Source organism: Sedimentibacter sp. B4 (genome assembly GCF_000309315.1).
GTDB lineage: Bacteria > Bacillota > Clostridia > Tissierellales > Sedimentibacteraceae > Sedimentibacter > Sedimentibacter saalensis.
In genome coordinates, this window is sequence record NZ_CANG01000007.1 from 136,272 (window position 1) to 161,860 (window position 25,589).

A 25,589-nucleotide genomic window follows, 5' to 3' on the forward strand; every position below is an offset into this window, starting at 1 on the left:
ATATAAGGAGGGAAAAAATGAAAAAATTTACAGCTTTACTGATGGCAGCAATGATGATGTTGTGTTTGCCTGCTGCATTTGCAGTTGAATTACCGGAGGGGGTTCCAAGTACTCTTCAAGCTCCGACCATAAGCAATTTGGAGCTTTTGAAAAACGAGGACGGTGTTCCCTATTTCCGAGTGGAAGTTACTGTGCCAGTTTCAGTTATAGAGTTGGATGAAGCAAGACCAACTGACGGATGGGTTGACATGGAAATGGAAGGAACATACGGTGAAGGTGATGACCAAGAACCCTTAGCAGACGGCGGAGGACTTTCTGTATGGGTAAATGAGGAAAATGCTGTTCCTGGAAAGGTAAACACATACTATGGAACATTCGAACTGATTGATGAAGGAGGCATGACTGAAACTGACATAAAGGCAAAGGCATATTCTTTCAGATATAGGTTCTCTTACACCTACTACTATGGCGATGGCCCCGGAGAATGGGATTACGTGTATTCTCCGTGGTCCAATGAACTTGCTAACAAATCCGAAAGTTTCTACCAGGATGCTAGCTCTTGGGCAGTGGGTGAACTTGACAAGGCAAAAGCAGCAGACTTGATTCCTGAAATTCTAATGGGAGCTGACATGACAAAGCCAATCACAAGAGAAGAATTTGCAGAGCTTGCTTTGGTTCTTTATGAAAAAACATCAGGAATAACTGCAGAAACTGTGGCAGCCAATCCTTTTACAGACACAACAAATCCTCAGATACTGAAGGCTCTTAACATAGGCGTTACACAAGGAACCTCACCTACAACATTTTCTCCAAAGGTTTTGATTAACCGTGAGCAATGTGCCACAATGCTTTTCAGAACAATTAAAGCTATTGCTCCAAATGGAGATTACAGCATAGAAGGAATAAAGGATTTTCCTGACCAGGCGAATATTTCCGAATATGCAGTGCAGCCTACAAAATATATGTCAAAGCTTGGTATAATAAAGGGTGATGCTTCAACAGGCAGCTTCATGCCAAAGGCAACAACAACAGCACAGCAGGCTTCCGGTTATGGAATGGCTACAAGAGAAGCAGCAATACTCATGTCATACAGAACTTATGAAAAGATGAAATAAATTACAATAAAAAATTTCTGAACACTTACCTGGACTGTTGTTTTGTTCCGGCTGCGGAATTCAGAATTGGCAAGTAATCAATTGCCCTTTGGATGTGTGATGCCCTCCTATGAGCAGTTGAATGATTTGTTATATCTGAGTTCTGCATTCGGAAATTTTTTTTTAAAACTAGTAAAATTATACATGACTAAATTATTCATTTTTGCAGAAAATATTGATATTAAGGAGGTTAACTATGGAAAATGGTAAAAGTACTGTAGATTTCCTGTCAGAAATATATCGCGGAGCTAAAATGGGAGTTGAAACAATCAACAATCTATTGACAAAAGTAGACAACAACAACATATATGATGAGCTAAAGTACCAGCTTAGAACATATGAGGAAATTGCCAGTGAAGCGTGTACTGAACTAGAAAGAAGAAAAAGTGAGCCTAAGGATATTTCAATGTTCAATAAGATGAGTGCAAAAATGAGCGTAGGCATAAACACCTTAATCAGCAACAACCCATCACATGTGGCGGATATGCTTATCAAGGGAAACACAATGGGCGTTACGGAAATGACAAAAAGTTTAAATTCTCATCAATGTTCAGATAAGGAAATTCAGGCACTTGCAGACAGGTTTATAAAGCTTGAGCAGGATAACATTGACAGGCTTAAAAAGTTTTTGTAAAAAAGCTAAGGCCAAGAAACCGCTAAGCGGTTTTTTGGTTATGTTTGGATATTGCAGTATTATTGTTTAAGTTTATGGAATAATGGTATATATAAATTATAGCCAAATATATATTAATAATGATATCAATAGAAGGCTGGGTGACGGGAGAATATATGAAAAAAATATTTGGATTCTTAATTAAATTTTTTGCATTTATAGTAGTTTTATCAATTGTGTTTTCTGGTGCCGCATATTGCGGATATTTATATATTACTCCTTCAAGCGTTATCAGTCTGAAAGGAAATCCTTCAATCAGATATTCCGTAAATTCTTTCAACAGAGTAATCAAAGTGGAAACTGACGAAAGCAATATAGAAATCAGCAACATGGTAGAAGATTTATATCTTAACAACAAAAATATTTCGGAGGCTGTTCAAAGAACTCTTGAAGAAATATCAGCAGGAGGATATGTTTCCCAGTACAACAATTCGGGTTTTACATTGTCAATTTCTAATTCAGATGAAAAAAAAGCCAACGATTTGATGGAAAAACTAAAGAAGGATGTACAGATTTATCTTGAGGGCAAAAGTGAAGTGGAAAATGTAAAAATTGAAACAGCCGTCAATGTTACTCAAAAAAGCACAGAATAAAAAAATAGGGACTGTTGCATTAAGTATGTTTATGTCATCCTGAGCGATAGCGAAGGATCTCATCTTTTGAAAACCTCGGGCTAAAGCCCTCAGAATTACACGATGAACACTAATGCCAGTCCCTTAATTTTATTTCATTACATTCTGTGGTTTTCCTGCCAAAAATGCTTTTACATTATCAAATACTATGACTGCTCTTTTTACCAAAGCTTCTTTTGTTGCAAAGGCAATGTGAGGTGTTGCAATAAGATTTTTAGCTGATAATAGAGGATGATCTTCAGCAACAGGAGGCTCAACTTCAAACACGTCAACGCATGCTCCTGCAATTTTCCCTTGATTTAAAGCAACTGCCAATGCCTGGCTGTCAACCACAGGTCCTCTTGCAGTGTTAATAAGGACTGCATTTTTCTTCATCAATGATAATTTTTCTGAATTTATCAATCCTTTTGTTGCATTGTTCAATGGAACGTGAAGAGACACTACATCGCATGTTGAAAGCAATGTATCAAGGTCAACAAAATTTACGCCTTCAATTTCTTTAACAGTTCTTGAATAAGCATAAACTTCGCAGCCAAATGCTTTTGCTATAGAAGCAACTCTGCTTCCTATGGCTCCTGTACCAACAACTCCGAATTTTTTTCCTTCAAGTTCAAATCCAACAAGGCCATCTTTTGTACCTGCTTTTCTAACAACTTCATTGCATGGAATTATATTTCTGTAAAGTGAAATCAAGAGTCCGAATACAAGATCACTTACTGCTGCATTTGAATATCCTGCACAGTTGCTTACAACTATGTTTCTTTCTCTGCATGTATCCATGGCAATGTGGTCCACTCCTGTAAAGGCAACTGCAAGCATTTTTAAATTCTTGCAGCCTTCAATAACTTCCTTGTTAAGGGGCAGGTTAGAAACTGCTATTATATCGGCATCTTTGCCTCTTTCAATGAGTGTTTGAGTATCTGTTGTTCTGTTGTCGTAGTAAACAATTTCCAAAGAATTTCCCAGAGTTTCTTCTGCCATTTTAAGAAGTTTTTCCTGCTCCACTCCTAATGGTTCGATTATAACTAATTTCATATTTCAGTACCTTCTCTTGCTTATTTTTAATGTTTATGGTTATAATAATATAAGTTTTTGTGAGATTAGTCAATATTATAAAAAATTAATAAAGTGAAATTCATTAGGTAAATTAATGAGAAATGAATCTTGACAGAAACTCCTTTGTGCGGTGGTTTTGAGGTGTTGCAAAAATCTGCTCCGGGGGTCCTTCCTCTGCAATCACTCCATTGTCCATGAACACTACTCTTGTCGAAACATCCCTGGCAAATGCCATTTCATGAGTTACAATAATCATGGTCATTCCTTCCTTGGCCAAAGTCTTCATTACTGTCAGAACTTCTCCAACCATTTCAGGGTCCAGGGCGCTTGTTGGTTCGTCAAACAAAATCATTTCAGGCTCCATGGCAAGTGCTCTGGCTATGGCAACACGCTGCTTCTGGCCTCCGCTAAGCTGATGGGGTTTGGCATTTATGTATGCAGCCATTCCAACTTTCTTCAAATAATGCATTGCAACAATTCTTGCATATACGCTGTCTTTTTTTCTGACTGTCGTAACTCCAATCATACAGTTTTCAAGAACAGTCATGTTGTTGAACAAATTGAATGACTGGAACACCATGCCTACCTTTGAACGATATTCGTTTAGCTTAAGTGCCGTTTCATTTATGTTGTTTCCTTTGTGCAGTATTTCACCGCTTGTGGGCGTTTCCAGCATGTTTATGCATCTTAACAGAGTTGATTTGCCTGAGCCTGAAGACCCTATTATACAAATCACATCTCCTTCCTTTGTAGAGAAATCTATATCTTTTAAAACTTCATTATCTCCAAAGGTTTTGACCAGATGATTGATTTCCAGAATTGTATTTGTTTCCATGAGTCCTCCTATATTACAAAAGTTTCTTTCAAATCGGCAGTAATTTCTTCCTGAAACTCTTCCGCCAATTCGTAGCTTGAAGGGCCATCAAGCTTGTTCTCAAGCATCCTAAGAAGTCGTGACACTGTAAGGGTCATAGTCAGATAAACAATGCAGATAATGAAATACACCTCAAAGTATCTAAAATATGTTGTTGATGCAGATTTGCCCGCCAGAAAAAGTTCAGGAACAGCTATTGCACTCAGCACGGATGTATCCTTTATATTTGTTATAAGGTTGTTTCCTATTTGAGGAATTATGTTTCTGAAGGCCTGAGGAAGGACAATTGAATACATTGTTCTGAAGTGTGTCATGCCCAGAGCTTTAGCAGCTTCTGTCTGACCTTCGTCAATTGATATGATTCCTCCTCTTACGGTTTCTGCCATGTATGCACCTGTATTGATTGATACAACAAGCAATCCTGCTGTCATGGAGCTCAAGTCGATTTGAAAAACCTGCATGAGACCGTAATAAACTATCATGGCTTGAACCATCATAGGGGTTCCCCTGAAAAATTCGATATAAACTTTCAATAGTGTTTTAACTACATAAAGTACAGTCTTTTTAAGGGGGTTATCATTGATTTCAACGGGAATAGTCTGAATGATTCCGGCAAGAAGCCCTATTATCAATCCCATCAATGTACCAATGACGGATATGTAGAATGTAATAGCTGCTCCTTTAACAAACATAGGCAAATACTCGTTAAAAAGGAAAGGAATCCATCTCCAGAATGTTGTTGGCAAATTTGAGTTCATAGTATGATCCTTTCGCTTATAGTTATGATAGTGGCTGGATTTCCAGTGCTTTTTTCATGAGTTCTTCTTTTTTTGCATCAGTAAGTTTTGAAACTACCTTGTTCAGTTCTTCGACCAATTCTGTGTTTCCTTTTTTAACGGCAATGCCAAAGTCTGTATCTTCAGAACTTGTGTCGAAATCCCCTTCTGCAAGGTCCAGAATTACCATGTCTGGATTAGCCATTTGAGCTGCCAGTGCTGTTGGCATGTCTATAACTATGATGTCTGTCTTGCCTGATGTAAGAGTAGTGATTGTAGACGGAGTTGAATCTACGGGAGGTTTTATGTCAGCATTCTGCAACTGATCTTCAATTGTATCATACCAGATTGTTGCTACCTGAGATGTTACAGATGCACCTGTCAGATCATTCAATGACTTGGCATTTTCATATTTGCTGCCTTTCATTGTTACTGCCACTATGTCTGCAACGTAATATGTATCTGTGAAATCCACACTTTGTTTTCTTTCTTCAGTCATGGCCATACCGGCAACAACAGCATCAATTTTTCCTGAATTCACAGAAAGAATCAGGCTGTCCCACTCTGTTTTATAAATTTCAACTTCATAGCCAAGTTCTTCTGATATCATCTTGCTGACCATTATGTCATAACCGTTTGCATATCCGCCGGTTTCGGCAATGGGTAATGCACCGTTTTCATCTGTTGTCTGAGTCCAGTTAAATGGTGCATAAGCACATTCCATACCTATTTTCAAAACTTTTTTTTCTTCTGTGCTTGCTTTTTCATTTGAACTGCATGCTGTAAGGCCTGATGCCATACCAGCTAATAATGTCACAGCAAGCAATGACGCAATAATTTTTTTTGATTTCATTTTATTTCTCCTCCATGTCGTAAAAGCAATAAAAAAAGGCGCAACTTACGAAAAGTTGACGCCTTTGTCAATTACTTATTTTAATAGCTTATTATACATATGCTGTTTATAAGTGTCAATAGCTTAATAATACTTTTTGATGAAAATTTAAATTATAAAAAATATAAATTTCAATTGTATTTATTATTGGAAATGCTGCCATTAATACAAAAGTATATTTTATGTTTACATTGGCATCATAATAATGATAAAATTAATGATATTAAAGAGGTGAACATGCAGCTAAAACAAAAAGAGCTTAATTATGATTTAACAGATGATGAAACAAAAGAAATTTTACTGTATGAAATAAACAACCACCTGCTGATGGATGACAAACCTTCCGAATTTTTTAACAGCATAGCTAGTACGGCTATATTCAGGGAACATCCCTTTAATATGATATACAACATGAAATACGCCGAACAGTCGCCGGTTTATCACCCGGAAGGCAATGTGTGGAACCATACAATGATGGTAATAGATTTTGCTGCCAGAGAAAAACATAAAAGCAGAAATGAAAAAGTGTTTATGTGGGCAGCTCTGCTTCACGACATAGGAAAACCAGACACAACTAAAAAAAGAAAAGGCAAAATTACATCTTACGACCATGAAAAAGTTGGAGCTGTAATGGCTGGAGAATTCTTAAAAGAATTTACCACAGACCATAAATTCATCCATCAGGTTGAACATTTAATAAGATGGCACATGCAGATACTTCATGTGGTCAAGAACAACGGATTTGCCGACATAAAAAGTATGAAGGAAGAAACAGACATAGAAGAAGTAGCTCTTTTGGGGTTTTGCGACAGGTTGGGCAGAAAGGGCAGCGACATAGGAAAAGAAAAACAAAATATTCATGTATTTTTGCAAAAGTGCAGAGAATACAGAGAAAAATAAAAATCCACTTCGGTGGATTTTATTTTAACTTATGGAATTTAAAAGATATTTTACTTGTCTGACCATATTATCCTTGACAGGGTAATTGGCTCCGTGTTTTGTCCATTCAAGCATATATCCTCTTATTATAACAAATATTGTTGAAGCAAGGTCTTCATCATCAATGTTTATTTTAAAGAATTTATCTTCAATTCCTATATCTATGATATCTTTAAGAACATTGTAAATTTTTCTATGTTTATTTAGAGAACCTTTGGCTGCTTCTTCTAAAGATGTGCGTATTACAAGGAGGTTAGCATAATAACCCCATTGCTCCACATATAAACCAAAATGTGTGACAAAATCAATTATATCTTCGATTGCAGTAAAATGGTTGCATATATTGTCTTTATTCAATAAAAAATATTCATCCATGAGCTGATACATTTCCTGCACAATTGAATCTTTTGAGCTGAAATAATGATAGAATGAACCTATAGAAATGTCTGCATTTTCGCAGATGTCCTTTATTGTGACATTTTTCAGGCCTTCTTCATCCATTAAATTTACTATTACATCAACGATTGCCTTTTTCTTTGAGATTGATTGGTATAAGTTCAAGATTCATCACCGCCATTAAGATTATATTATACAGAATTAAAAAAATCAATGATTTAATATACAAAAAATCCCTCTTTTGTGGTAAATTTGGCATATTTGTTCAAGCTGAATCAATTGTCTCTAAATATATCAATTGACAAATTTAATAAAAAATATTTGACAATCAAATGATTTGGTATTATAATCACAATAAATTGAATATATCTTCAGGGCAGGGTGAAATTCCCGACCGGCGGTAAAGTCCGCGAGCCGAAAGGTTGACTTGGTGAAATTCCAAGACCGACAGTAAAGTCTGGATGGGAGAAGAAAGACGAATATATTTTTGTATTCGTAATTTTGAACATACGGTTCTGAAGACTATCTTCAGAACCTTTTATTATGCAATGTAATTTATGCCCGTACAATTTTCCGCACTATGAATACAATTATAAAATTTGGGTATCAAGAAGTAAAAGATGAAATTTTGGAAATTATAATCATGGAGGTGACTATGGAATCTAAAGACATGTTTTATATGAAAAAAGCATTGGATTTGTCCTTAAAGGGCATAGGAAAAACCAGTCCAAATCCTCTTGTGGGAGCGATAATTGTTAAGAATGGCAAAATCATAGGCGAAGGATACCATGAATATTTCGGAGGTCCTCACGCCGAGGTAAATGCAATAAACAATGCTCATGAAGATGTGGAAGGATCAACTATTTATGTGACACTTGAGCCCTGTTCCCATTATGGAAAGACACCTCCATGCGCTGATCTTTTGGTTGAAAAGAAAATTGCCAGGGCAGTTGTCGCAATGATTGATCCAAATCCTAAAGTGGCAGGAAAAGGAATATCCATACTCATGCAAAACGGCATAGAAGTTGTCACAGGTGTTCTTGAGGCGGAGGCACAAAAGATAAATGAAATTTTCCTAAAGTTCATACGAGAAAAAAAACCTTTTTGTATACTGAAGACTGCCATGACATTAGACGGCAAAATTGCCACCAACACAGGGGAGTCAATGTGGATAACTAATGAAAAATCAAGACATTATGTGCATGAATTAAGAAATCGGGTTTCAGGAATAATGGTTGGTGTAAACACCATAATAAAAGATGATCCATCTCTTACTACAAGGCTTAAAAACGGAGGAACGGATGCAACAAGAATAATTGTTGACTCTAGTTTGAGAATACCGCCTGATTCAAAAGTGCTTAGTATTGATTCAGATAAAAAAACCATTATAGCCACAACTGACAGAGCCGACAAACAAAAAATAGAACTATTGAAAGGGTTCAACAACGTCCAGGTTGTAATTACTCCGGAATTCGATTCAAAGGTTGATTTATCATATTTGTTTGACTGGCTTGGCAGCGAAGGTATTGACAGTGTACTGGTTGAAGGAGGCTCAACGCTTAATTTTTCCATAATTGAAAGGAAACTTGCAGACAAGGTAGTGGCTTTCATTGCTCCTAAAATAATAGGAGGAGATGAAGCAAAGACGCCGGTTGGAGGAAAAGGGTTCGAACATCTTAAGGATGCAGTGAGTCTTAAGAATTTAAAAATAAGCCACTTTGATGATGACATAATGATTGAAGCTTATGTTAGAAAGGATAATTAATATGTTTACAGGATTGATTGAAGAAGTAGGTACAATGGAAGGTGCTGAAAATGGAGGAAAGTCCATGAAGCTAACCATTAAGGCTAAAAAAGTTCTTGAAAATGTTAGGCTTGGGGACAGCATAAGCACAAACGGCGTATGTCTGACAGTAGCAAGTTTTACAAACAGTTCATTTACAGTTGATGTAATGCCTGAAACCATGCGAAAGACAAACCTAGGCAAACTTAAGAAAGGCAGTCCTGTCAATCTTGAAAGGGCACTTAAAGTGAGTGACAGACTTGGAGGCCACATAGTTTCCGGACACATAGACGGAACAGGAACCATAAAGGAATATAAGGATGAAGACAACGCAACCTGGCTCACGGTTGAAACTACAAGCAATGTAATTAAGTACATAATACCAAAGGGTTCTGTTGCAATTGACGGAACGAGCCTTACGGTTGTTGATACAGACAATAATTCATTCAGGGTGTCTCTCATACCTGTTACAAAGGAAGAAACAGTCTTGCTTAAGAAAAGAATAGGTGATGAAGTGAATCTTGAATGTGACATTGTGGGAAAATACATTGAAAGATTTCTTACTTTCAAAAGTGATGAAAAACAGGAAACAAGCAAAATAGATATGAAATTTTTAGCTGACAATGGTTTTTTATAGGAGGAAATATGTTTAATACGATTGAAGAAGCAATTCAGGAACTCAAAAGAGGAAACATGGTAATAGTAATTGATGACGAGGACAGAGAAAATGAAGGCGATTTGCTCATGGCTGCAGAAAAGGTAAAGCCGGAGCATATCAACTTTATGGCTAAGCATGGAAGAGGTCTCATATGCCTTCCAATGCTCAAGGAAAGGCTTGATGAACTCAACATAAAGAGTATGGTTACAAACAATACGGACCCAAAGGAAACGGCATTTACTGTTTCTGTTGATTCAAACAGATCTACAACAGGAATATCAGCTCATGAAAGGGCACAGACTATTCAGCACATGCTTGAAAAGGATGCAAAGCCTTCAGAGTTCAACAGGCCGGGACATATTTTTCCTCTGGTTGCAAAAGACGGCGGAGTGCTGGTGCGAACAGGACATACGGAAGCATCTGTTGACCTGGCAAGACTGGCAGGTCTTTATCCTGCAGGAGTAATTTGCGAAATAATGAATGAAGACGGTACCATGGCAAGGGTTCCGGACCTTGAAAAATATGCAGAGAAATTCGACTTGAAGCTTATTACAATTAAGGACCTGGTTGAATACAGGCGAAAAAAGGAAGTGCTTGTGGAAAAAGTTGCCGAAGCAAGCATGCCTACAAAATTCGGTGATTTTAAAATGATAGGATTCATCAATAAAATTACAGGAGAGCATCATGTGGCTCTTGTTAAAGGCGATGTAGAGACAGAGGAACCTGTGCTTGTGAGGGTTCACTCGGAATGCCTCACAGGAGATGCTTTCGGTTCATTGAGGTGCGACTGCGGTGATCAGATGCATGAAGCATTGATGCGCATAGAGGAAGAAGGAAGAGGAGTTCTTTTATACATGAGGCAGGAAGGAAGAGGAATAGGCCTCATCAACAAAATCAGGGCATATTCACTGCAGGACCAGGGAATGGACACTGTGGAAGCAAACCTTGCTCTTGGATTCGAGGAAGATTTAAGAGATTACGGAATTGGGGCGCAGATACTGTATGCTCTTGGAATCAGAAAAATAAGACTTATGACAAACAATCCTCAAAAGATTATAGGTCTGTCAGGCTTTGGAATTGAAGTTGTAGGCAAGGAAAATATTCAGGTGGAAAGTAACGAAAAAAATGAATTTTATTTAAAAACAAAAAAAGAAAAAATGGGTCACGATTTACAATTTTAATAGGAGGATGAACATGAGAATATATGAAGGAAGATTAACATCAAACAATAAGAAATATGGTATAGTGGTAGGAAGATTCAACGAATTTATTGGAGGAAAGCTTTTGGCTGGAGCACTGGATGCGCTGAAGAGACACGGTGTAAATGAAGAAGAAATTGAAGTTGCCTGGGTTCCGGGAGCTTTTGAAATTCCTCTGGCTGCAAAGAAGATGGCACAGTCGGGCAAGTACAGCGCCGTTGTATGCCTTGGTGCAGTAATAAAAGGATCTACTCCTCACTTTGACTTCGTTTCAAGCGAAGTGTCAAAAGGAATAGCCAACGTTTCTCTGGAAACAGGACTTCCGGTAGTCTTTGGAGTGCTCACTACAGACACAATTGAACAGGCTATTGAAAGAGCAGGAACAAAAGCAGGAAACAAGGGTTATGATGCTGCCTGCACAGCAATTGAAATGGTAAATCTTTTTGATGAGCTGGAGAAGTAAAATGAAGCTTCAGGACGTCAAAACAATTTATTTTGATTTTGACGGAACACTTAACAACAGCATCAAAATTTACTCACCTGCTTTCAGGAAGGCCTATGATTTTCTTGTGGATAATAAAAAAGCAGAACCAAGGGAGTGGAAGGATGATGAAATTTCAAGATGGCTTGGGTACACCAGGATTGAGATGTGGGACGATTTCATGAAAGATCTGGATGAATCTTTTAAGGACAGAGCCGGAGCAATAATCGGAAGAGAAATGCATAATCAACTGCTTTCAGGAAGTGGCTGTCTTTATGACAATACAGCAGAAGTTCTCCAATCACTTAAGAAAAGAGATTTTAAGCTTGTATTTTTAAGCAACTGCAGTGTCAGGTACATGGAAGCAGCTGTTGCTGCATTCAATCTCGATGTTTATTTTGATGATTTAATTTGTTCTGAAATGTATGATTTCATTCCTAAACATGAGGTTTTAAAAATCATTAAAAACAATTATCCTATGAACCAGGTAATTGTGGGTGACAGATTTCATGATATTGAAGCAGGGGTGAAAAACGAAATATATTCTGTTTACTGCCAGTATGGTTACGGAGAAGAAAAAGAAGGTGACATGGCTTCTGCAAAAATCAAGGACATAAGAGAAATTCTCACTTTGGTATGAAATTAATACACATAATATAAAAAGCTATGGAAACATAGCTTTTTTATGATTTAGCAAATATAACCTTGAAATTTTTCAATGAATCGAAAAGGCTTTCGTGTACAACAGCCTTTATGTCAAACTTAAGGTATTTGAATGTTGTCTGCATTATGAAACTTATTCCGAAAACTGCAATGACAGTTCCTATTCCGACCTTTGCTCCAAGAAGGAAGCCTATGATAAGCACTGTGCCTTCAATGAGCCCGCGGATTGCTCCGATTGGAACAGTGGGAAACCTCTTGCCCAGTGCAACCATGAGTGTGTCTCTTGGTCCGCATCCCATGCCGGGGCTTATGTAAAAATAGCTGGCAAAGCTTACTATTACTTGACCTATGACCATAACCAACAAGCCGGCAAAAAAGTTTGTCATTTTAGGCAATATATTCAATGAAAGAAGAATATCAACGAATATACCTATGAGGACGGTGTTCAAAACAGTCCCAATGCCTATTTTTTCCTTTAGAAGCACAACCGAAAACAATATTATAATTCCGGTCAATATGCTAACATTTCCATAGGAAATTCCAGTTAAGTTCGATACTCCAATTCCGAAAGCATCCCATGGAGCAAGTCCAATGTTTGCATTGATGCTGAATAAAAGTCCAATTGAGTATAGTACCAGTCCAAACATTACTTTGGCAGTTCTTTTAATATAATTTTCCACATTTTCACCTTCTTGATGTAATGAAATTATTATATTGTCTTTGAACACCGGTGTCAACAAAATAAAGACAATAATTTTTTAAGAAAGAATAAATTTAGTATTATTAAAAATATTCAAATATTTTATGATTTCAATAGTAATTGCATAATTAATTTGTTATAATTCAAATGATACTTTAAATATAATGTAAGGAGACTGAAATGGCTGCAGAGAAAATAAACAGCAGAAAAATTCAGGCTGAGGCTACAAAAAACAAAATTTACAAGACTGCAATAAAACTCATGGAACAAAAGGGATTCAATAACATGAAAATTGACGACATATGCACCAAGGCTGGTGTGTCTGTTGGTTCCTTCTACAATTATTTCAAATCAAAGGATGATATTTTGATAGAAATATACAAGAGGGGAGATGTGTATTTCGAAGAAACAGTAAGACCTAACGTCAAAGGAAAATGCGCAGTCGAAAATATTATTGATTATTTTGAATATTATGCGAAATATAATGAATTAACAGGCGTGGAAACTGCAAAACAGCTATTTGCATCTGCTAACAAGCTTTACATTTCCAAGGGTAGAAATATGCAGGCAGTGCTTACGGAAATAATCAAGATTGGTCAGGAAAATGATGAAATAATTAAGGACTATGAACCTGAAGGAATAACGGAATATTTATTTATTGCTGCAAGAGGACTGTGTTATGACTGGGCATCTCATGACGGAAGCTACAATTTGTGTGAAGGAATGAGAAAATATATGAAGCTATTGGTTCAAATATTTGCAGCTAAATAGCTGTTTAAAATAGGAGGTAATATGTGGGATAGGGTAGAGCTTAAATCATTAGCAAAGGCGTCTCTTAAAAACAACTACTGGAATGCTTTTTTAGTAAGCTTGGTTTTAATGCTGGTAACAGGCAGAGGCGGAAGTTCAAGAGGCGAAGATACAGGGGAATATTTAGCACGTCATCCGGAATATTTTATGATTTTTGTAGTTGGAGCAATTCTTCTTTTAGTATTCAGGATCTTCGTTGGATATTCGCTGGAAGTTGGTTCAAGGAGGTATTTTGTAAAGCTTTCACAGTACAAGAATACAAAGGGATGTTACGGGTTTTCTTTTGACAGCATGAATTACAAGGGAATTATATCAACAATGTTTCTTATGAATGTCTACAACATCTTGTGGACGCTGCTTTTTGTTATTCCAGGCATAATAAAAGCATATTCGTACAGGATGGTTCCGTATATACTGGGTGATAATCCAAACATAGGGGCAAATGAAGCAATTACCCTGAGCAGAAAAATGATGAATGGTAATAAATTTGAAGCTTTTGTACTGGATATATCATTTTTGGGGTGGTATCTTCTGGGATTATTGGCGCTGGTTATAGGAATGCTTTTCGTGAATCCTTATTACGATGCAACATGTGCACAGCTTTATGTGGCTCTTAGGAAAATTTCGCTGGACAACGGAACGGCAACTTCAGGCGATTTTAATTTAAATGATTTTAACGCACAAGACGGATATAACGATTATGACAGGTACTATCGCGATTAAAAATAAAATTGAATAAATGCTGCACATAAAGCACCCCCTGGCTGTATATACTAATGCATAGGGGGTGTTTCCTTTGAATCCATTGGAAGTGCATTACAAAAACAGCTTTGCAGCCATAAAAATCGGAAATTATCTGGCTGAACATATGAAAAACAATTTTGCTTTGGTATGTATCGGAACAGATAAATGCATAATTGACAGCCTGGGTCCGTTAACCGGAACATTGCTCATGAAAGAAAATTTTTGCGGTGATATATACGGGACGCTGGAAAAACCTGTCCATGCAATAAATATCAACGATTACATAAAAACATTAAAAAAGAAAAATTATGATAATATCATAGCTATTGATGCATGCTTAAGCAACAAGAAAAACCAAGGAATAATAGAGGTGCGGGAAGGTTCCATAACTCCCGGAAAGGGAATTGGGAAGCTGCTTCCGGAAATAGGGGATGTTTCAATAATAGGGGTTGTTGATTCAAGCGACAAGGAATTTCATGACCTGGTTCAGGACACTAGGCTCTCTCTTATTTATGAAATGGCTGAAACCATATGTGAGGGAATACTTTTGGCAGCCGACATGAACAACAAGGTTTCTTCAGCCATTAATGAGCAGGCATCACTAAGCAGCACATAAACATGATGACAAAGTAATATTTGACGTTGTCATTCTGAGGGCGTAGCCCGAAGAATCTCATGTTTTAAATAAAGATGAGATCCTTCACTATCGTTAAGGATGACAGCGTCAGAGTTTATAAATAGTCTTAGTGTCTTACGGTCCTCTGCTTTTTTTACTGAATATTTTCTGTTATAATTTTTCCTATTTCCTGTGTAGTAATAGCCTTTTCGCCTTTTTTAGCAATGTCCATGGTTCTGTAACCATCTTTCAATGTCTTTTTTACTGCATTTTCAATTGATTGCGCTTCTGTTGGCAGATTAAGGGTATATTTAAGCATCATTGATACGGAAATGATTGTTGCAATTGGGTTCGCTTTTCCTTGACCTGCAATGTCAGGAGCTGAACCGTGAATCGGTTCGTACATTCCAAAGTTGTTGTCACCTAATGAAGCAGATGGAAGCATTCCTATGGAGCCGGTAATCATGCTTGCTTCGTCAGAAAGAATGTCTCCAAACATGTTTTCAGTGACTATGACATCAAATTGTTTAGGGTTTGTTACAAGCTGCATTGCGGCATTGTCAACATACATGTGGTTTAATTTTACGTCCGGATATTTTTTTGCTGTTTCTTCAACAGTCTTTCTCCACAGCCTTGAAGTTTCAAGCACATTTGATTTATCCACGCTTGTTACTCTCTTGTCTCTTGTTTGAGCAATTTTAAATGCTTGATGGGCAATCCTTTCAATTTCATACTTGGAATATTCCATGCAGTCACAGGCATAATCTCCTTCGGTAAACTTCTTTCCGAAATAAATTCCTCCCGTAAGCTCTCTTAGTATTACAACATCTAAACCTCCTTCAACAATGTCCGGTCTTAAGGGGCATGTGTCCTTCAATTCATCGAACATTATGGCAGGTCTGATATTTGTGTATAAGTTGAGCTCTTTTCTTAATGAAAGAAGTCCCTTTTCAGGTCTTATTTCACTTGGAAGGCTATCCCATTTTGGCCCGCCAACTGCTCCGAATAACAGAGCATTGCTCTTTCTGCATACATCCAATGTTTCCTGAGGAAGAGGAACTCCTGTCTTGTCTATGGCAGCGCCTCCTGCAAGTGCCTCTATGTATGCAAATGTGTGACCGTATACTTCTCCTACTTTATTTAAAACCTTGACGGCTTCATCAACTATTTCAGGGCCGATTCCGTCGCCTTTTATAACTGCTATTTTATAATTCATTGAACCCTCCGCTTTTTTGAAATTAAGAATTAATAATTAAGGATGAAGAATTGTGGAGGAATTCAGGCTTTGCCTGAATTCTTCATTTAATTCTTAATTATTAATTCTTCATTCTTCATTATTTTTTTAGTTTGTTTTTTACGTAATTTACAAGTCCGTCTGCATTGATTATCTGCTCGATGAATTCCGGAAACGGCTCTGCCTGATAAGTTTCATTTTTTGTTATGTTCTTTATAGTGCCGTTTTTGAAATCTACAGTTACTTCGTCGCCAGCTTGTATTTTGTCTGCGGCTTCTTCACATTCAAGTATTGGAAGACCGATGTTAAAAGCATTTCTGTAAAAAATTCGGGCGTAGCTTTTAGCAATGACGCATGATATTCCTGCTGCTTTTATGGCTATGGGAGCATGTTCTCTTGATGAGCCGCATCCAAAGTTCTTCAAAGCCACCATGATATCTCCGTCCTTGACTTCATTGATGAAGTTCTTGTCTATGTCTTCCATGCAGTGTGAGGCTAAATCCTTGGGGTCTGTCACATTCAGGTATCTTGCCGGTATGATTACATCTGTATCTATGTCGTTGCCGTATTTGAAAACTTTTCCTTGTACAATCATTTTTATTCCTCCGATATTATTTAGTTTATTTAACTATGTCGCTTGGATCAGCAATTTTTCCTGCTATTGCAGAAGCTGCAGCCACTGCCGGACTTGCCAGATACACTTCTGAACCTGTGTGGCCCATGCGGCCTACAAAGTTTCTGTTTGTTGTAGAAATACTTCTTTCTCCGTCTGCTAATATTCCCATGTAACCTCCCAGGCATGGTCCGCATGTAGGAGTGCTTATGGCTGCCCCTGCATCGATGAATATTTCAGCCAGCCCTTCAGTGAGGCACTGTTTGTAAATAGATTGTGTTGCAGGAATGATTATTGTTCTTACATCCGGGTGAACCTTGCGCCCTTTTAATATCTCTGCTGCAACTCTCATGTCTTCAATTCTGCCGTTTGTGCATGAACCGATAACTGCCTGATGAATTTTAATTTCTCCCACATTATCAATGCTTCTTGTGTTTTCCGGAAGGTGGGGGAAAGATACTGTTGATTTCAACGTACTTAAGTCAATGTCTATTACCTGGTCATATTCTGCATCTTCGTCAGCTTCAAAGATAGTGTAATTTTTAGCTGAATGTTCTTTCATGTATTCAATGGTCTTTTCATCTACAGGGAAAATTCCGTTTTTTCCGCCTGCTTCAATGGCCATGTTAGCAATTGAAAAGCGGTCATCCATTGAAAGTTCCTTGACACCTTCTCCTGTAAATTCCATTGATTTGTACAATGCTCCGTCAACTCCGATTTTTCCTATGATGTGGAGAATGACGTCCTTGCCGCTTATCCATTTGTTTGGTTTTCCTGTGAGGTTGAATTTTATTGCAGATGGAACTTTCAGCCATACCTGACCTGTTGCCATTCCGGCAGCCATGTCTGTTGAACCAATGCCTGTTGAAAAAGCTCCCAGGGCACCGTAAGTGCATGTGTGAGAATCTGCTCCAATACATGTCTCGCCTGCAACAATGAGTCCTTTTTCAGGAATAAGAGCGTGCTCGATTCCCATTTGTCCCACATCAAAGAAATTTGTGATTTCCTGTTCTTTGGCGAATTCTCTTGAAATTTTGCACTGTTGGGCTGATTTTATATCCTTATTTGGAACAAAGTGGTCAAGAACAATGACGACCTTGTCTTTGTGATATATTTTATCTGCTCCCATTTTTTTGAATTCCTTAATGGCTACAGGAGCCGTAATGTCATTGCCAAGTACCAGATCAAGGTTCATTTCAATAAATTGTCCTGCTTTTACTTCATTCAATCCTGCATGTGCAGCCAGAATTTTTTGTGTCATTGTCATACCCATAATAATCTCCTTATTGTATAATATTTTGTTTTTCGTAAATCATTTTGTTTATTGCATTTATATATGCGGTTATGCTGGCTTCAATAATATCAGTACTCATTCCTCTTCCAACGAACTTCTCACCGTCATCGTTCAATCTAACCATAACGTCTCCCAGTGCATCTTCGCCTTCTGTGATGGAATTGATTGAGAAGTCATCAAGCTGGTAGTCCCTGCCCAATATTTTTTCTATGGCTTTAAATGAAGCGTATATGGGACCATCGCCTGTTGCAACTTCTTCTTTGATCATTTTGTCTTTTTTGATTGAAACTGTTGCTGTAGGTGTTATAACGTTGCCGGTGTTAATTACATAATTGTGAAGCTCGTATGTTCTTGGAACATCAATTTTTTGTCTTGAAACCAATGCTTCGATGTCCTTGTCGAATACATCTTTCTTCTTGTCTGCCAGTTCTTTGAACTTTTTGAATGCTTCATCCAGCTCTTCGTTTGTCAGCTTGTAACCCAACTGTTCCAATTTGTCTCTGAATGCGTGCCTTCCGGAGTGTTTTCCAAGAACAAGCTTGTTTTTGTCAAGCCCCACAGATTCAGGAGTCATTATTTCGTAGGTCTGTTTGTTTTTTAAAACTCCATGTTGATGGATACCGGATTCGTGAGAAAATGCATTATTTCCTACAATTGCCTTGTTGGGCTGGACTTTGATTCCGGTTATTCTTGTCAAAAGGTTGCTGCTTCTCATTATCTGTTTAGTGTCTATTCTTGTGTCAGCCTTGAAATAGTCTTTTCTTGTTTTTATAGCCATGACTATTTCCTCAAGAGCTGCATTTCCGGCTCTTTCTCCGATTCCGTTCACTGTGCATTCGATTTGTGTTGCTCCTGCTTTTATGGCTGCCAGAGTGTTTGCAACTCCCATGCCCAAATCATTGTGGCAGTGGACAGAAATATCAACTGTCTTTATTGCCGGGCATTTTTCAGTGATTGAAACTATGAAGTTGTAATATTCATCAGGTGTTGTGTATCCCACAGTATCAGGAATGTTTATTGTTGTTGCTCCTGCCTTGATAGCTGTATCAATGACTCTTGCGATGAAATCTACGTCGCTTCTTGTAGCATCTTCGCATGAAAATTCAATGTCGGCGCATTTAGATTTTGCATAAGAAACCAATTCCTCAGTAGCCTTAACAACCTGCTCCGGTGTCATGTTAAGCTTGTATTCCATGTGTATTGGTGACGTTGCTATGAAGACGTGTATGCGCGGATGAACAGCATATTTCAAGCTTTCCCATGCCTTGTCGATGTCATCTTTGTTAGAACGTGCAAGACTGGCAATGGTACAATTTTTTATGTGTTTTGAAATTTCCTGAATTGCCATAAGGTCTCCCGGTGAAGCTGCAGCAAATCCTGCTTCAATAATGTCCACATTCATACGTTCAAGCTGAGTGGCCATTTCTATTTTTTCTTTCAGGTTCATGCTGCAGCCGGGTGACTGCTCTCCGTCTCTTAATGTTGTGTCGAAAATTTTTACTATCCTTTCCATTTGAAACCTCCTGTAATGTTTGTTGGTAATTGCAGAATCTGGCTTCCGATGGAAATAAAAAATCCGTCCATGAAAGCATTAGCTCTCAGGGACGGATATATCCGCGGTACCACCCATATTGTTTATGTATAAAAAAATACACTAAACCACTCGATTCAGATTCTGACAAATCTTAGCCTTTAACGGGGCAACGTATCATCCTACTGTTTTCAGACGATCAGCTCTGGAGCGAGTGTGTTTTCTTGACAGTATCGGCTTTCAGCGTACGCCGACTCTCTGTAACTTGTCATATTGAAAAGTTTTTTCTCCGTCACAGCTTTTGTTGATTAATTTTTATGAATTGTAACAGAGAAAAAAATGTTTGTCAATAGTCTTTTTAGAAAAATTTTTATAAAAATTTTCTAAAAAAAATTCAAGCCAACAATGTTAAACTGTGGCTTGAATTTGTATTTTTATGCAGTAATTAATATATTATTTTGTGAGTGCATCAACAGCAGTCTGGAGCTGTTTGTCAACTACGCTGTTTTTAGCATGGTCTAAAAGTGAGCTGTACAATGATTTTTGAGTTGCAAAATCTATTGTGCCGTATGGGTACAAAGAATTGTCTTCCTGGTATTTTATCATCTGGTTAAATGATGATTGGTCATAAACTCCATCAGGATCAGGAACATCATATCCAAGAGTATCAAGAATCATTTCAGCAGCAAGAACATCCAGGCTCACAGAACCCATGACCGGCTTGTTTGTATTGCTGAATGCAGGAAAACGTGATAAATCCATAGTTTCATTTTCTACTACTATGTCAGGTGTTATTCCTATTTTATGTACGGGTGTTCTGTCAACTGAAAAATATTCCGCAGTTGTAAATTTAACACCGCTGCCGTTTACAAGAGGGTAGAGCGTCTGCACTATGCCTTTGCCGAAGGACTGTGTTCCTACAATTGTTCCTTCTTTTTTGTACTTTACAGCCCCCGCAAAAATTTCAGTGGCGCTGGCGCTTCCTTCATTGATGAGCACTGCAATTTCATATTTTTGCTCTTTCAATTCGCTTGTATAAACATCCTCTTTTCCGGTTGCATAGTCCACATAAACAACATCACCTTCTGTAACAAAGAGGTTGAGCATGTCAACAGCTGCATCAAGAGTTCCGCCTCCGTTGTTTCTCATGTCTATTACTATTTTTTCTACATTGTTTTTATCAAATTCTGCAAGCTCTTCTTTTACATATTTTACAGTGTTATCTGAAAACTCTGTAACCTTTAGGTATCCTATGTTGTTATCCATGATGTTTCCTTCCACAGAGCTTGTAACAATTGTTCTTCTTGTAAGTTCAAAAGTTATGTCTTTTCCGTCTCGTACAACGCCGATTTTAACTTTTGTTCCTTCCTGGCCGCGGATTATCATTGAAGCTTCATTTACAGTGAGACCTGTAATGTCTTTTTCGTCCACATACTTTATGATGTCTCCTGCTTTGATTCCTGCTTCTATGGCAGGTGAGCCTGCAAGAGGAGTCAATACAACAACATTACCGTCAACATCTATGATCTGAACTCCTATGCCTGAAAATTCACCTGCAGTGTCTTCAAGCATTGCCTGGTATTCCTTGGGTGTGTAGTATACGCTGTAATCATCAAGTACTCCAAAGAAACCGTCATAAAGTCCGTTCATCACGTCTTCCTGGGAAATTTCATACTGATAATTATCAAGTACAAAATATATTACCTTTTCCATAAAATCAACGTCCTGTTCAAATTTCTCCTTGTCCAGTTCCTCTGCATAGGCTGCTGAATTCATAGAGAAAATCATCATGGCTGCAGCCAAAAACAAACATATTTTTCTTTTCATGTTTCACCTCGTTAGATTAATCTCATTTAAGTATATTTTAAAAAAGCAATTGTGTAAAGAAAAAACGCTGAGAATTAATACTCAGCGTGAAAATTTATTTTTCTGTAAGGTAGTCGTATGCAAATTGAGCTGCCAGGGCGGAACTCATGTATAGCGTGCTTTCATCAACCAGGAAAAATTCGCTGTGGTTGTTGTGTACGGCTCCGATTTTTTCGTTGTAGCACCCGAAGAATCCAAAGAAGCCTGGTCTGTCGGCCACAAGGTGGCAGTAATCCTCTGCTCCCATTACCTTTGTCATTGATACAAGACAATCTTCTCCGAAAAGTTTAACTGCAGCATTGTGTGCTATTTTGTTAAGCAGTTCGTCTTCATTTGTTATAGGATGAGTAAGATAGTTATATTCCAAAGTTGCTTTAACTCCAAGAGCTTCTGCAGTGTTTTCTATTATTTTTCTGAGTTCACCTTCTATGGAGTTTCTGACTTTTTTGTTAAATGCCCTTGTGGTTCCTTCCATCTCTACTTCATTGGCTACTATGTTGAATCTCTGCCCTCCGTTTATTGTTCCCACTGTAACTACAGCAGCTTCAAGAGGGTTGTTTCTTCTGCTCATAAATGACTGTATGTTCATTACTATGGAGGCAGCAGCATAAAGGGCATCATTGCCAAGGTTTGGTGCTGACCCGTGAGAGGATACGCCTTCTACAATGATTTTAAATGTGTCGCAGGAAGCCATTCTTTCACCTGGTTCCAGATTGAATTTTCCTGCTTCTATTCCGGACCACACATGTGCGCCGTATACTGCGTCAACATCGTCAAGGTATCCATTTTCAACATAGTATTTTGATCCTATACCAACCTCTTCTCCTGACTGGAAAAGCAGTTTCACTGTTCCCGGCAGTTCATGTCTGATGTCGTTTAGAATCTTTGCTGCTCCAAGCTGTACAGCCATGTGGGTATCATGCCCGCATGCATGCATGTTGCCGTTGGTTGAAGCAAATGAAAGACCTGTCTTTTCAACAACAGGTAGAGCATCTATATCTGCCCTGAGCATAATTGTTTTCCCTGGTTTTCCACCTCTGATTATTCCTATGCACCCGTTGTAATCAGGAAAGTGTATGGTTTCAATACCCATTTTTTCAAGCTCTTCCACTAATTTTTTTGTGGTGTTTTTTTCATTAAGGCTCAGTTCTGGTATTCCGTGCAAAAATTGTCGTTGTTCTATTATGTAATTTTCATATTTTTTAGCTAGATTTTTAATTGTCATAATGCCTCCAATACTATTTGTTTTTTTCGTCAAGAAAATCATATGCAAACTGTGCGTACAAAGCAGCTCCTCTGTGAAGTACACTCTCATCCACAGTGAATTTATCGTTGTGATTTGTATAAATATAACCTTTGTCTGCATTTCTTGTGCCTATGAATCCGTAAAAGCCGGGAATTTTTTCAGTAAGATATGAAAAGTCTTCAGATCCCATGAGTTTTGGCATCGGTGTGAGGCTTTCTTCACCGTAAAGCTTCACTGCCGCATTTCTTACTATGTTGTTTATGTGGTCATGTTCATTGATTACAGGAGCAGCATAATATGTATAGTTAAGCTGAGCATTGCAGCCGAGAGCTTTCGCTGTATTTTCAACTATGTTTCTTAAGTGCCCTTCAATTTCGGCTCTGACTTCCCTGGAGTGGGTCCTGATGGTTCCTTCCATTTCCACATGGTTGGCTATAATGTTAAACCTCTTTCCACCCTTTATTGTTCCTATGGAAACAACAAGAGGATTTAAAGGGTTATTTATTCTGCTGACGATGGTCTGAATGTTCATGATTATAGATGAGGCTGCAATTACTGCATCCTTTCCAAGGTGAGGAGCTGAGCCGTGAGATGATACGCCTTCAACGGTTATTTTGAAGTTGTCAACAGAAGCCATTCTGTTGCCTGCTTCAAGGTTGAAGTATGGAGCATCGAGCGTTCCCCAGATGTGCATTCCAAATATTGCATCAACGCCCTCAAGAACTCCTTTCTCCACATAGTATTTTGCTCCGTAGCATGATTCTTCCGCGGACTGGAACAACAGTTTAACAGTTCCTTTAATTTCTTCTTTCATAGCACTTAGTATTTTTGATGCTCCTAAAAGCATTGAAATGTGAGCATCATGGCCGCATGCATGCATATTGCCGTTTGTGGAAGCATAGCTAAGGCCCGTGTGTTCCTCTACAGGAAGGGCATCTATGTCAGCCCTGAGCATTACAGTCTTTCCGGGATGTGTGCCGCGGATTGTTCCAATCAGTCCGTTGTAGTCAGGGAAGGTTTCGACTTCAATGCCCATAGATTCCAAGTTTCGTTTAATTTCTTCTGTTGTTTTCACTTCTTCAAAACTGAGTTCCGGAATTGAATGGAAAAACCTCCTGCGCTCAATTATGTAGTCGCTGTATTTCTCGGCTAAATTTTTAATATCCATTTTGCACCTCTCATTTATAAAGTAACCCGGGCTGTGAGCCCGGGAAATTTGCTTTACTATATATTATGCTAACATTTGTTAAGCATAACTTCTAATATTACTCCATCTGTATTTTTCATGCCTATGTTTGAAACATGAGCAAGATTTATTATTGTTTTTTCCGGTGTATCACCCAATATGCCGTTGTCATCGGGAATAAATATGTTTTTAAGAGCCATTTCAGATGCATCAACAGCTGCATCAACAGAAATGGACAGCTTGTACGAGCAGCCAAGCTTGGCTCCGTCACAAAGCATGCCTGAAATTCCTGCCACCATGTTGTTTATGGATGACTTTATTTGTTTGCTGCTTCCTTCCAAAAGAAATGTAAGACCTGCAGCACAGCCAACTCCTGCTGCAACACCACAGCCGCACACCGGCGACAATGCTCCAAGATGGACTTTTACAAATATTGTAACAAGATGACTGAGTGCTACGGCACGGATAATTTTTTCCTCAGGAAGATTTTTTTTGTTTCCTATGAATGCGATCGGAATTATTGCAACAAGTCCATGATTGCCGGAACCTGCGCTGCTCATAACGGGCAGGGGATATCCGGACATTCTTGCTTCAGAAGCTGCAGCAGTGTATGCTTTGGCCATGGAAAATACGTCAGTTGCATTTTTGTAAAAATAATCTCCCATGCCAACACCGGTGTTTTCAGTCAAACCCACATTTGCAATTCTCATGTTCATTTCTATGCCGGTTTTTATGAAATCCAGTTCTTCAATTGGACATTCAACAGAAAAAAGGATCAAATCATCAATGGAATAATTTTTAATTTCATACTTTATCTCATTGCCCGAATTTTGTTTGTTTGTTGATTGTATACCCACAGGGGCAGTGTTGTCAAACAGAACATTGTTGTTTTTGCTTTCAAAGACAATTCGGCTGTGCGCGTTTTTGATGATGACCGTTGATTTTTCACCGTTTCCTTCGGCATCTACCCTTATGTAAAGCCCGCTTATGTTTTCATTAAGATTAAGCTTTATAATGTCTTTTTTTACTATTTCCAACGCCTTGTTTATGCTTTTATCGTCAACGTCCTTTAAAACCTCAAGCACATATTCTGATTTTCCTATTACCAGTGACAATGCCGCTGCAAAGACTATTCCATGCTCGTTGGTTCCGGGTATTCCTACACTCATTCCATTTTTTAATATATTTTTGTCAACCTCAATATTAAGCTTGCTTATTTCGGTGCCTAAAATTTCCTTTGCTCTTGCAACAGCATATGCCACTGCGCCTGGTTCTGTACACCCCAGAGCAGGTGTAACCTGATTTTTTAATATGTTAATAAGTAAACTTTTATCCATATCATTACCTCCCATACTGTTAAGTTGCAAAATTCATACCAATTTTTGAATTATTAAAAATCAGCAAAAGTACAGGATAGATTGGGCATAAGATTGTAGAAAATTCTCAAAAATGATACGAGGTTAATGCTTGGTCAAAAACAGAGCTGTTTTTTAAGCAAATTTTAAATTTATTAATTTTGAAAAATGATTATCAATAATGATAATTTCCATCTTTGTTTATCGACAGCAAAACA

The 25,589-nt window shown here is 38.0% G+C and carries 26 protein-coding genes, 1 riboswitch and 1 other annotated feature; of the genes, 12 read left to right on the plus strand and 14 right to left on the minus strand.

Features of this window, described 5'->3' with window-relative positions:
* The first annotated feature begins 17 nt into the window (after positions 1-17).
* From BN358_RS01215 to BN358_RS01225, 3 genes are all read left to right on the plus strand, one after another.
* Positions 18-1,115: a hypothetical protein gene (locus tag BN358_RS01215; RefSeq protein WP_019227496.1), complete on the plus strand. Its 1,098-nt coding sequence runs from the start codon at positions 18-20 to the stop codon at positions 1,113-1,115.
* 235 nt (positions 1,116-1,350) lie between these two features.
* Positions 1,351-1,788 (plus strand): hypothetical protein, encoded by a 438-nt coding sequence (locus BN358_RS01220; protein WP_019227498.1) that lies wholly within the window; start codon positions 1,351-1,353, stop codon positions 1,786-1,788.
* Between the two features lie 155 nt (positions 1,789-1,943).
* Positions 1,944-2,420 (plus strand): hypothetical protein, encoded by a 477-nt coding sequence (locus BN358_RS01225; RefSeq protein WP_019227499.1) that lies wholly within the window; start codon positions 1,944-1,946, stop codon positions 2,418-2,420.
* 129 nt (positions 2,421-2,549) lie between these two features.
* Here the strand turns inward: BN358_RS01225 and BN358_RS01230 are convergent, their stop codons facing one another.
* The 4 genes from BN358_RS01230 to BN358_RS01245 all read right to left on the minus strand — a co-directional run bounded on the left by BN358_RS01230 (position 2,550) and on the right by BN358_RS01245 (position 6,018).
* Entirely contained in the window at positions 2,550-3,494 is a 945-nt protein-coding gene (locus BN358_RS01230; protein WP_019227500.1) for a 2-hydroxyacid dehydrogenase, read from the minus strand.
* Positions 3,495-3,606: 112 nt separating this feature from the next.
* The gene (locus BN358_RS01235) at positions 3,607-4,350 is read right to left on the minus strand and encodes an amino acid ABC transporter ATP-binding protein (RefSeq protein WP_019227501.1); all 744 of its coding nucleotides are present in this window, start codon (positions 4,348-4,350) and stop codon (positions 3,607-3,609) included.
* 8 nt (positions 4,351-4,358) lie between these two features.
* Positions 4,359-5,147, minus strand: a complete 789-nt coding sequence (locus tag BN358_RS01240; protein WP_040581831.1) for an amino acid ABC transporter permease — start codon at positions 5,145-5,147, stop codon at positions 4,359-4,361.
* 22 nt (positions 5,148-5,169) lie between these two features.
* Positions 5,170-6,018 carry a transporter substrate-binding domain-containing protein gene (locus BN358_RS01245; protein WP_019227503.1) on the minus strand — a complete coding sequence of 283 codons (849 nt, stop codon included), beginning with the start codon at positions 6,016-6,018 and terminating at the stop codon, positions 5,170-5,172.
* A 276-nt stretch (positions 6,019-6,294) separates the two neighbouring features.
* Between BN358_RS01245 and BN358_RS01250 the strand changes: the two genes are divergently transcribed.
* The gene (locus tag BN358_RS01250; protein WP_019227504.1) at positions 6,295-6,957 is read left to right on the plus strand and encodes an HDIG domain-containing metalloprotein; all 663 of its coding nucleotides are present in this window, start codon (positions 6,295-6,297) and stop codon (positions 6,955-6,957) included.
* 24 nt (positions 6,958-6,981) lie between these two features.
* Here the strand turns inward: BN358_RS01250 and BN358_RS01255 are convergent, their stop codons facing one another.
* A complete protein-coding gene (locus BN358_RS01255; RefSeq protein WP_019227505.1) occupies positions 6,982-7,557 on the minus strand; it encodes a TetR/AcrR family transcriptional regulator in 576 nt (191 codons plus the stop codon).
* Between the two features lie 198 nt (positions 7,558-7,755).
* Positions 7,756-7,869: riboswitch (FMN riboswitch) on the plus strand.
* 178 nt (positions 7,870-8,047) lie between these two features.
* Here BN358_RS01255 and ribD point away from each other — a divergent pair.
* The 5 genes from ribD to BN358_RS01280 are packed head-to-tail and all read left to right on the plus strand — an operon-like array spanning position 8,048 to position 12,153.
* Complete coding sequence (gene ribD, locus BN358_RS01260; RefSeq protein WP_019227506.1) at positions 8,048-9,157, plus strand: bifunctional diaminohydroxyphosphoribosylaminopyrimidine deaminase/5-amino-6-(5-phosphoribosylamino)uracil reductase RibD; 1,110 nt, start codon at positions 8,048-8,050, stop codon at positions 9,155-9,157.
* Between the two features lies 1 nt (position 9,158).
* The gene (locus BN358_RS01265) at positions 9,159-9,812 is read left to right on the plus strand and encodes a riboflavin synthase (RefSeq protein ID WP_019227507.1); all 654 of its coding nucleotides are present in this window, start codon (positions 9,159-9,161) and stop codon (positions 9,810-9,812) included.
* A gap of 8 nt (positions 9,813-9,820) precedes the next feature.
* The gene (locus BN358_RS01270; protein WP_019227508.1) at positions 9,821-11,014 is read left to right on the plus strand and encodes a bifunctional 3,4-dihydroxy-2-butanone-4-phosphate synthase/GTP cyclohydrolase II; all 1,194 of its coding nucleotides are present in this window, start codon (positions 9,821-9,823) and stop codon (positions 11,012-11,014) included.
* A 13-nt stretch (positions 11,015-11,027) separates the two neighbouring features.
* Positions 11,028-11,495 carry a 6,7-dimethyl-8-ribityllumazine synthase gene (gene ribE, locus BN358_RS01275; protein WP_019227509.1) on the plus strand — a complete coding sequence of 156 codons (468 nt, stop codon included), beginning with the start codon at positions 11,028-11,030 and terminating at the stop codon, positions 11,493-11,495.
* 1 nt (position 11,496) lies between these two features.
* Positions 11,497-12,153: an HAD family hydrolase gene (locus BN358_RS01280; protein WP_019227510.1), complete on the plus strand. Its 657-nt coding sequence runs from the start codon at positions 11,497-11,499 to the stop codon at positions 12,151-12,153.
* Positions 12,154-12,196: 43 nt separating this feature from the next.
* Here the strand turns inward: BN358_RS01280 and BN358_RS01285 are convergent, their stop codons facing one another.
* Positions 12,197-12,856: a YitT family protein gene (locus BN358_RS01285; RefSeq protein WP_019227511.1), complete on the minus strand. Its 660-nt coding sequence runs from the start codon at positions 12,854-12,856 to the stop codon at positions 12,197-12,199.
* A gap of 200 nt (positions 12,857-13,056) precedes the next feature.
* Between BN358_RS01285 and BN358_RS01290 the strand changes: the two genes are divergently transcribed.
* The 3 genes from BN358_RS01290 (at position 13,057) to yyaC (ending at position 15,046) form a co-directional block, all read left to right on the plus strand.
* A complete protein-coding gene (locus BN358_RS01290; protein ID WP_019227512.1) occupies positions 13,057-13,647 on the plus strand; it encodes a TetR/AcrR family transcriptional regulator in 591 nt (196 codons plus the stop codon).
* A 21-nt stretch (positions 13,648-13,668) separates the two neighbouring features.
* Positions 13,669-14,409 (plus strand): DUF975 family protein, encoded by a 741-nt coding sequence (locus BN358_RS01295; protein ID WP_019227513.1) that lies wholly within the window; start codon positions 13,669-13,671, stop codon positions 14,407-14,409.
* A 73-nt stretch (positions 14,410-14,482) separates the two neighbouring features.
* Positions 14,483-15,046 (plus strand): spore protease YyaC, encoded by a 564-nt coding sequence (gene yyaC, locus BN358_RS01300; RefSeq protein ID WP_019227514.1) that lies wholly within the window; start codon positions 14,483-14,485, stop codon positions 15,044-15,046.
* A 154-nt stretch (positions 15,047-15,200) separates the two neighbouring features.
* Here the strand turns inward: yyaC and leuB are convergent, their stop codons facing one another.
* From leuB to BN358_RS01340, 8 genes are all read right to left on the minus strand, one after another.
* The gene (gene leuB / locus BN358_RS01305) at positions 15,201-16,262 is read right to left on the minus strand and encodes a 3-isopropylmalate dehydrogenase (RefSeq protein WP_019227515.1); all 1,062 of its coding nucleotides are present in this window, start codon (positions 16,260-16,262) and stop codon (positions 15,201-15,203) included.
* A 118-nt stretch (positions 16,263-16,380) separates the two neighbouring features.
* Positions 16,381-16,875: a 3-isopropylmalate dehydratase small subunit gene (leuD, locus tag BN358_RS01310; protein WP_019227516.1), complete on the minus strand. Its 495-nt coding sequence runs from the start codon at positions 16,873-16,875 to the stop codon at positions 16,381-16,383.
* A gap of 25 nt (positions 16,876-16,900) precedes the next feature.
* Positions 16,901-18,166: a 3-isopropylmalate dehydratase large subunit gene (gene leuC, locus BN358_RS01315; protein WP_019227517.1), complete on the minus strand. Its 1,266-nt coding sequence runs from the start codon at positions 18,164-18,166 to the stop codon at positions 16,901-16,903.
* 10 nt (positions 18,167-18,176) lie between these two features.
* Positions 18,177-19,700, minus strand: a complete 1,524-nt coding sequence (locus tag BN358_RS01320; RefSeq protein WP_019227518.1) for a 2-isopropylmalate synthase — start codon at positions 19,698-19,700, stop codon at positions 18,177-18,179.
* Positions 19,701-19,784: 84 nt separating this feature from the next.
* Positions 19,785-20,023 (minus strand) — a binding site (T-box leader).
* Positions 20,024-20,171: 148 nt separating this feature from the next.
* Positions 20,172-21,545 (minus strand): S41 family peptidase, encoded by a 1,374-nt coding sequence (locus tag BN358_RS01325; protein WP_019227519.1) that lies wholly within the window; start codon positions 21,543-21,545, stop codon positions 20,172-20,174.
* A gap of 94 nt (positions 21,546-21,639) precedes the next feature.
* Positions 21,640-22,809, minus strand: a complete 1,170-nt coding sequence (locus tag BN358_RS01330) for an amidohydrolase (protein ID WP_019227520.1) — start codon at positions 22,807-22,809, stop codon at positions 21,640-21,642.
* 13 nt (positions 22,810-22,822) lie between these two features.
* Entirely contained in the window at positions 22,823-23,998 is a 1,176-nt protein-coding gene (locus tag BN358_RS01335; protein WP_019227521.1) for an amidohydrolase, read from the minus strand.
* A gap of 68 nt (positions 23,999-24,066) precedes the next feature.
* Positions 24,067-25,353, minus strand: a complete 1,287-nt coding sequence (locus BN358_RS01340) for a serine dehydratase subunit alpha family protein (protein ID WP_019227522.1) — start codon at positions 25,351-25,353, stop codon at positions 24,067-24,069.
* Positions 25,354-25,589 lie beyond the last annotated feature (236 nt).

Excerpts from the sequence above, each read along its gene's own strand:
- BN358_RS01215 (WP_019227496.1), top strand. The coding sequence starts at position 18 with ATGAAAAAATTTACAGCTTTACTGATGGCAGCAATGATGATGTTGTGT.
- BN358_RS01220 (WP_019227498.1), top strand. The coding sequence starts at position 1,351 with ATGGAAAATGGTAAAAGTACTGTAGATTTCCTGTCAGAAATATATCGC.
- BN358_RS01225 (WP_019227499.1), top strand. The coding sequence starts at position 1,944 with ATGAAAAAAATATTTGGATTCTTAATTAAATTTTTTGCATTTATAGTA.
- BN358_RS01230 (WP_019227500.1), bottom strand. The coding sequence starts at position 3,494 with ATGAAATTAGTTATAATCGAACCATTAGGAGTGGAGCAGGAAAAACTT.
- BN358_RS01235 (WP_019227501.1), bottom strand. The coding sequence starts at position 4,350 with ATGGAAACAAATACAATTCTGGAAATCAATCATCTGGTCAAAACCTTT.
- BN358_RS01240 (WP_040581831.1), bottom strand. The coding sequence starts at position 5,147 with ATGAACTCAAATTTGCCAACAACATTCTGGAGATGGATTCCTTTCCTT.
- BN358_RS01245 (WP_019227503.1), bottom strand. The coding sequence starts at position 6,018 with ATGAAATCAAAAAAAATTATTGCGTCATTGCTTGCTGTGACATTATTA.
- BN358_RS01250 (WP_019227504.1), top strand. The coding sequence starts at position 6,295 with ATGCAGCTAAAACAAAAAGAGCTTAATTATGATTTAACAGATGATGAA.
- ribD (WP_019227506.1), top strand. The coding sequence starts at position 8,048 with ATGGAATCTAAAGACATGTTTTATATGAAAAAAGCATTGGATTTGTCC.
- BN358_RS01265 (WP_019227507.1), top strand. The coding sequence starts at position 9,159 with ATGTTTACAGGATTGATTGAAGAAGTAGGTACAATGGAAGGTGCTGAA.
- BN358_RS01270 (WP_019227508.1), top strand. The coding sequence starts at position 9,821 with ATGTTTAATACGATTGAAGAAGCAATTCAGGAACTCAAAAGAGGAAAC.
- ribE (WP_019227509.1), top strand. The coding sequence starts at position 11,028 with ATGAGAATATATGAAGGAAGATTAACATCAAACAATAAGAAATATGGT.
- BN358_RS01280 (WP_019227510.1), top strand. The coding sequence starts at position 11,497 with ATGAAGCTTCAGGACGTCAAAACAATTTATTTTGATTTTGACGGAACA.
- BN358_RS01290 (WP_019227512.1), top strand. The coding sequence starts at position 13,057 with ATGGCTGCAGAGAAAATAAACAGCAGAAAAATTCAGGCTGAGGCTACA.
- BN358_RS01295 (WP_019227513.1), top strand. The coding sequence starts at position 13,669 with ATGTGGGATAGGGTAGAGCTTAAATCATTAGCAAAGGCGTCTCTTAAA.
- leuB (WP_019227515.1), bottom strand. The coding sequence starts at position 16,262 with ATGAATTATAAAATAGCAGTTATAAAAGGCGACGGAATCGGCCCTGAA.
- leuD (WP_019227516.1), bottom strand. The coding sequence starts at position 16,875 with ATGATTGTACAAGGAAAAGTTTTCAAATACGGCAACGACATAGATACA.
- leuC (WP_019227517.1), bottom strand. The coding sequence starts at position 18,166 with ATGGGTATGACAATGACACAAAAAATTCTGGCTGCACATGCAGGATTG.
- BN358_RS01320 (WP_019227518.1), bottom strand. The coding sequence starts at position 19,700 with ATGGAAAGGATAGTAAAAATTTTCGACACAACATTAAGAGACGGAGAG.
- BN358_RS01325 (WP_019227519.1), bottom strand. The coding sequence starts at position 21,545 with ATGAAAAGAAAAATATGTTTGTTTTTGGCTGCAGCCATGATGATTTTC.
- BN358_RS01330 (WP_019227520.1), bottom strand. The coding sequence starts at position 22,809 with ATGACAATTAAAAATCTAGCTAAAAAATATGAAAATTACATAATAGAA.
- BN358_RS01335 (WP_019227521.1), bottom strand. The coding sequence starts at position 23,998 with ATGGATATTAAAAATTTAGCCGAGAAATACAGCGACTACATAATTGAG.
- BN358_RS01340 (WP_019227522.1), bottom strand. The coding sequence starts at position 25,353 with ATGGATAAAAGTTTACTTATTAACATATTAAAAAATCAGGTTACACCT.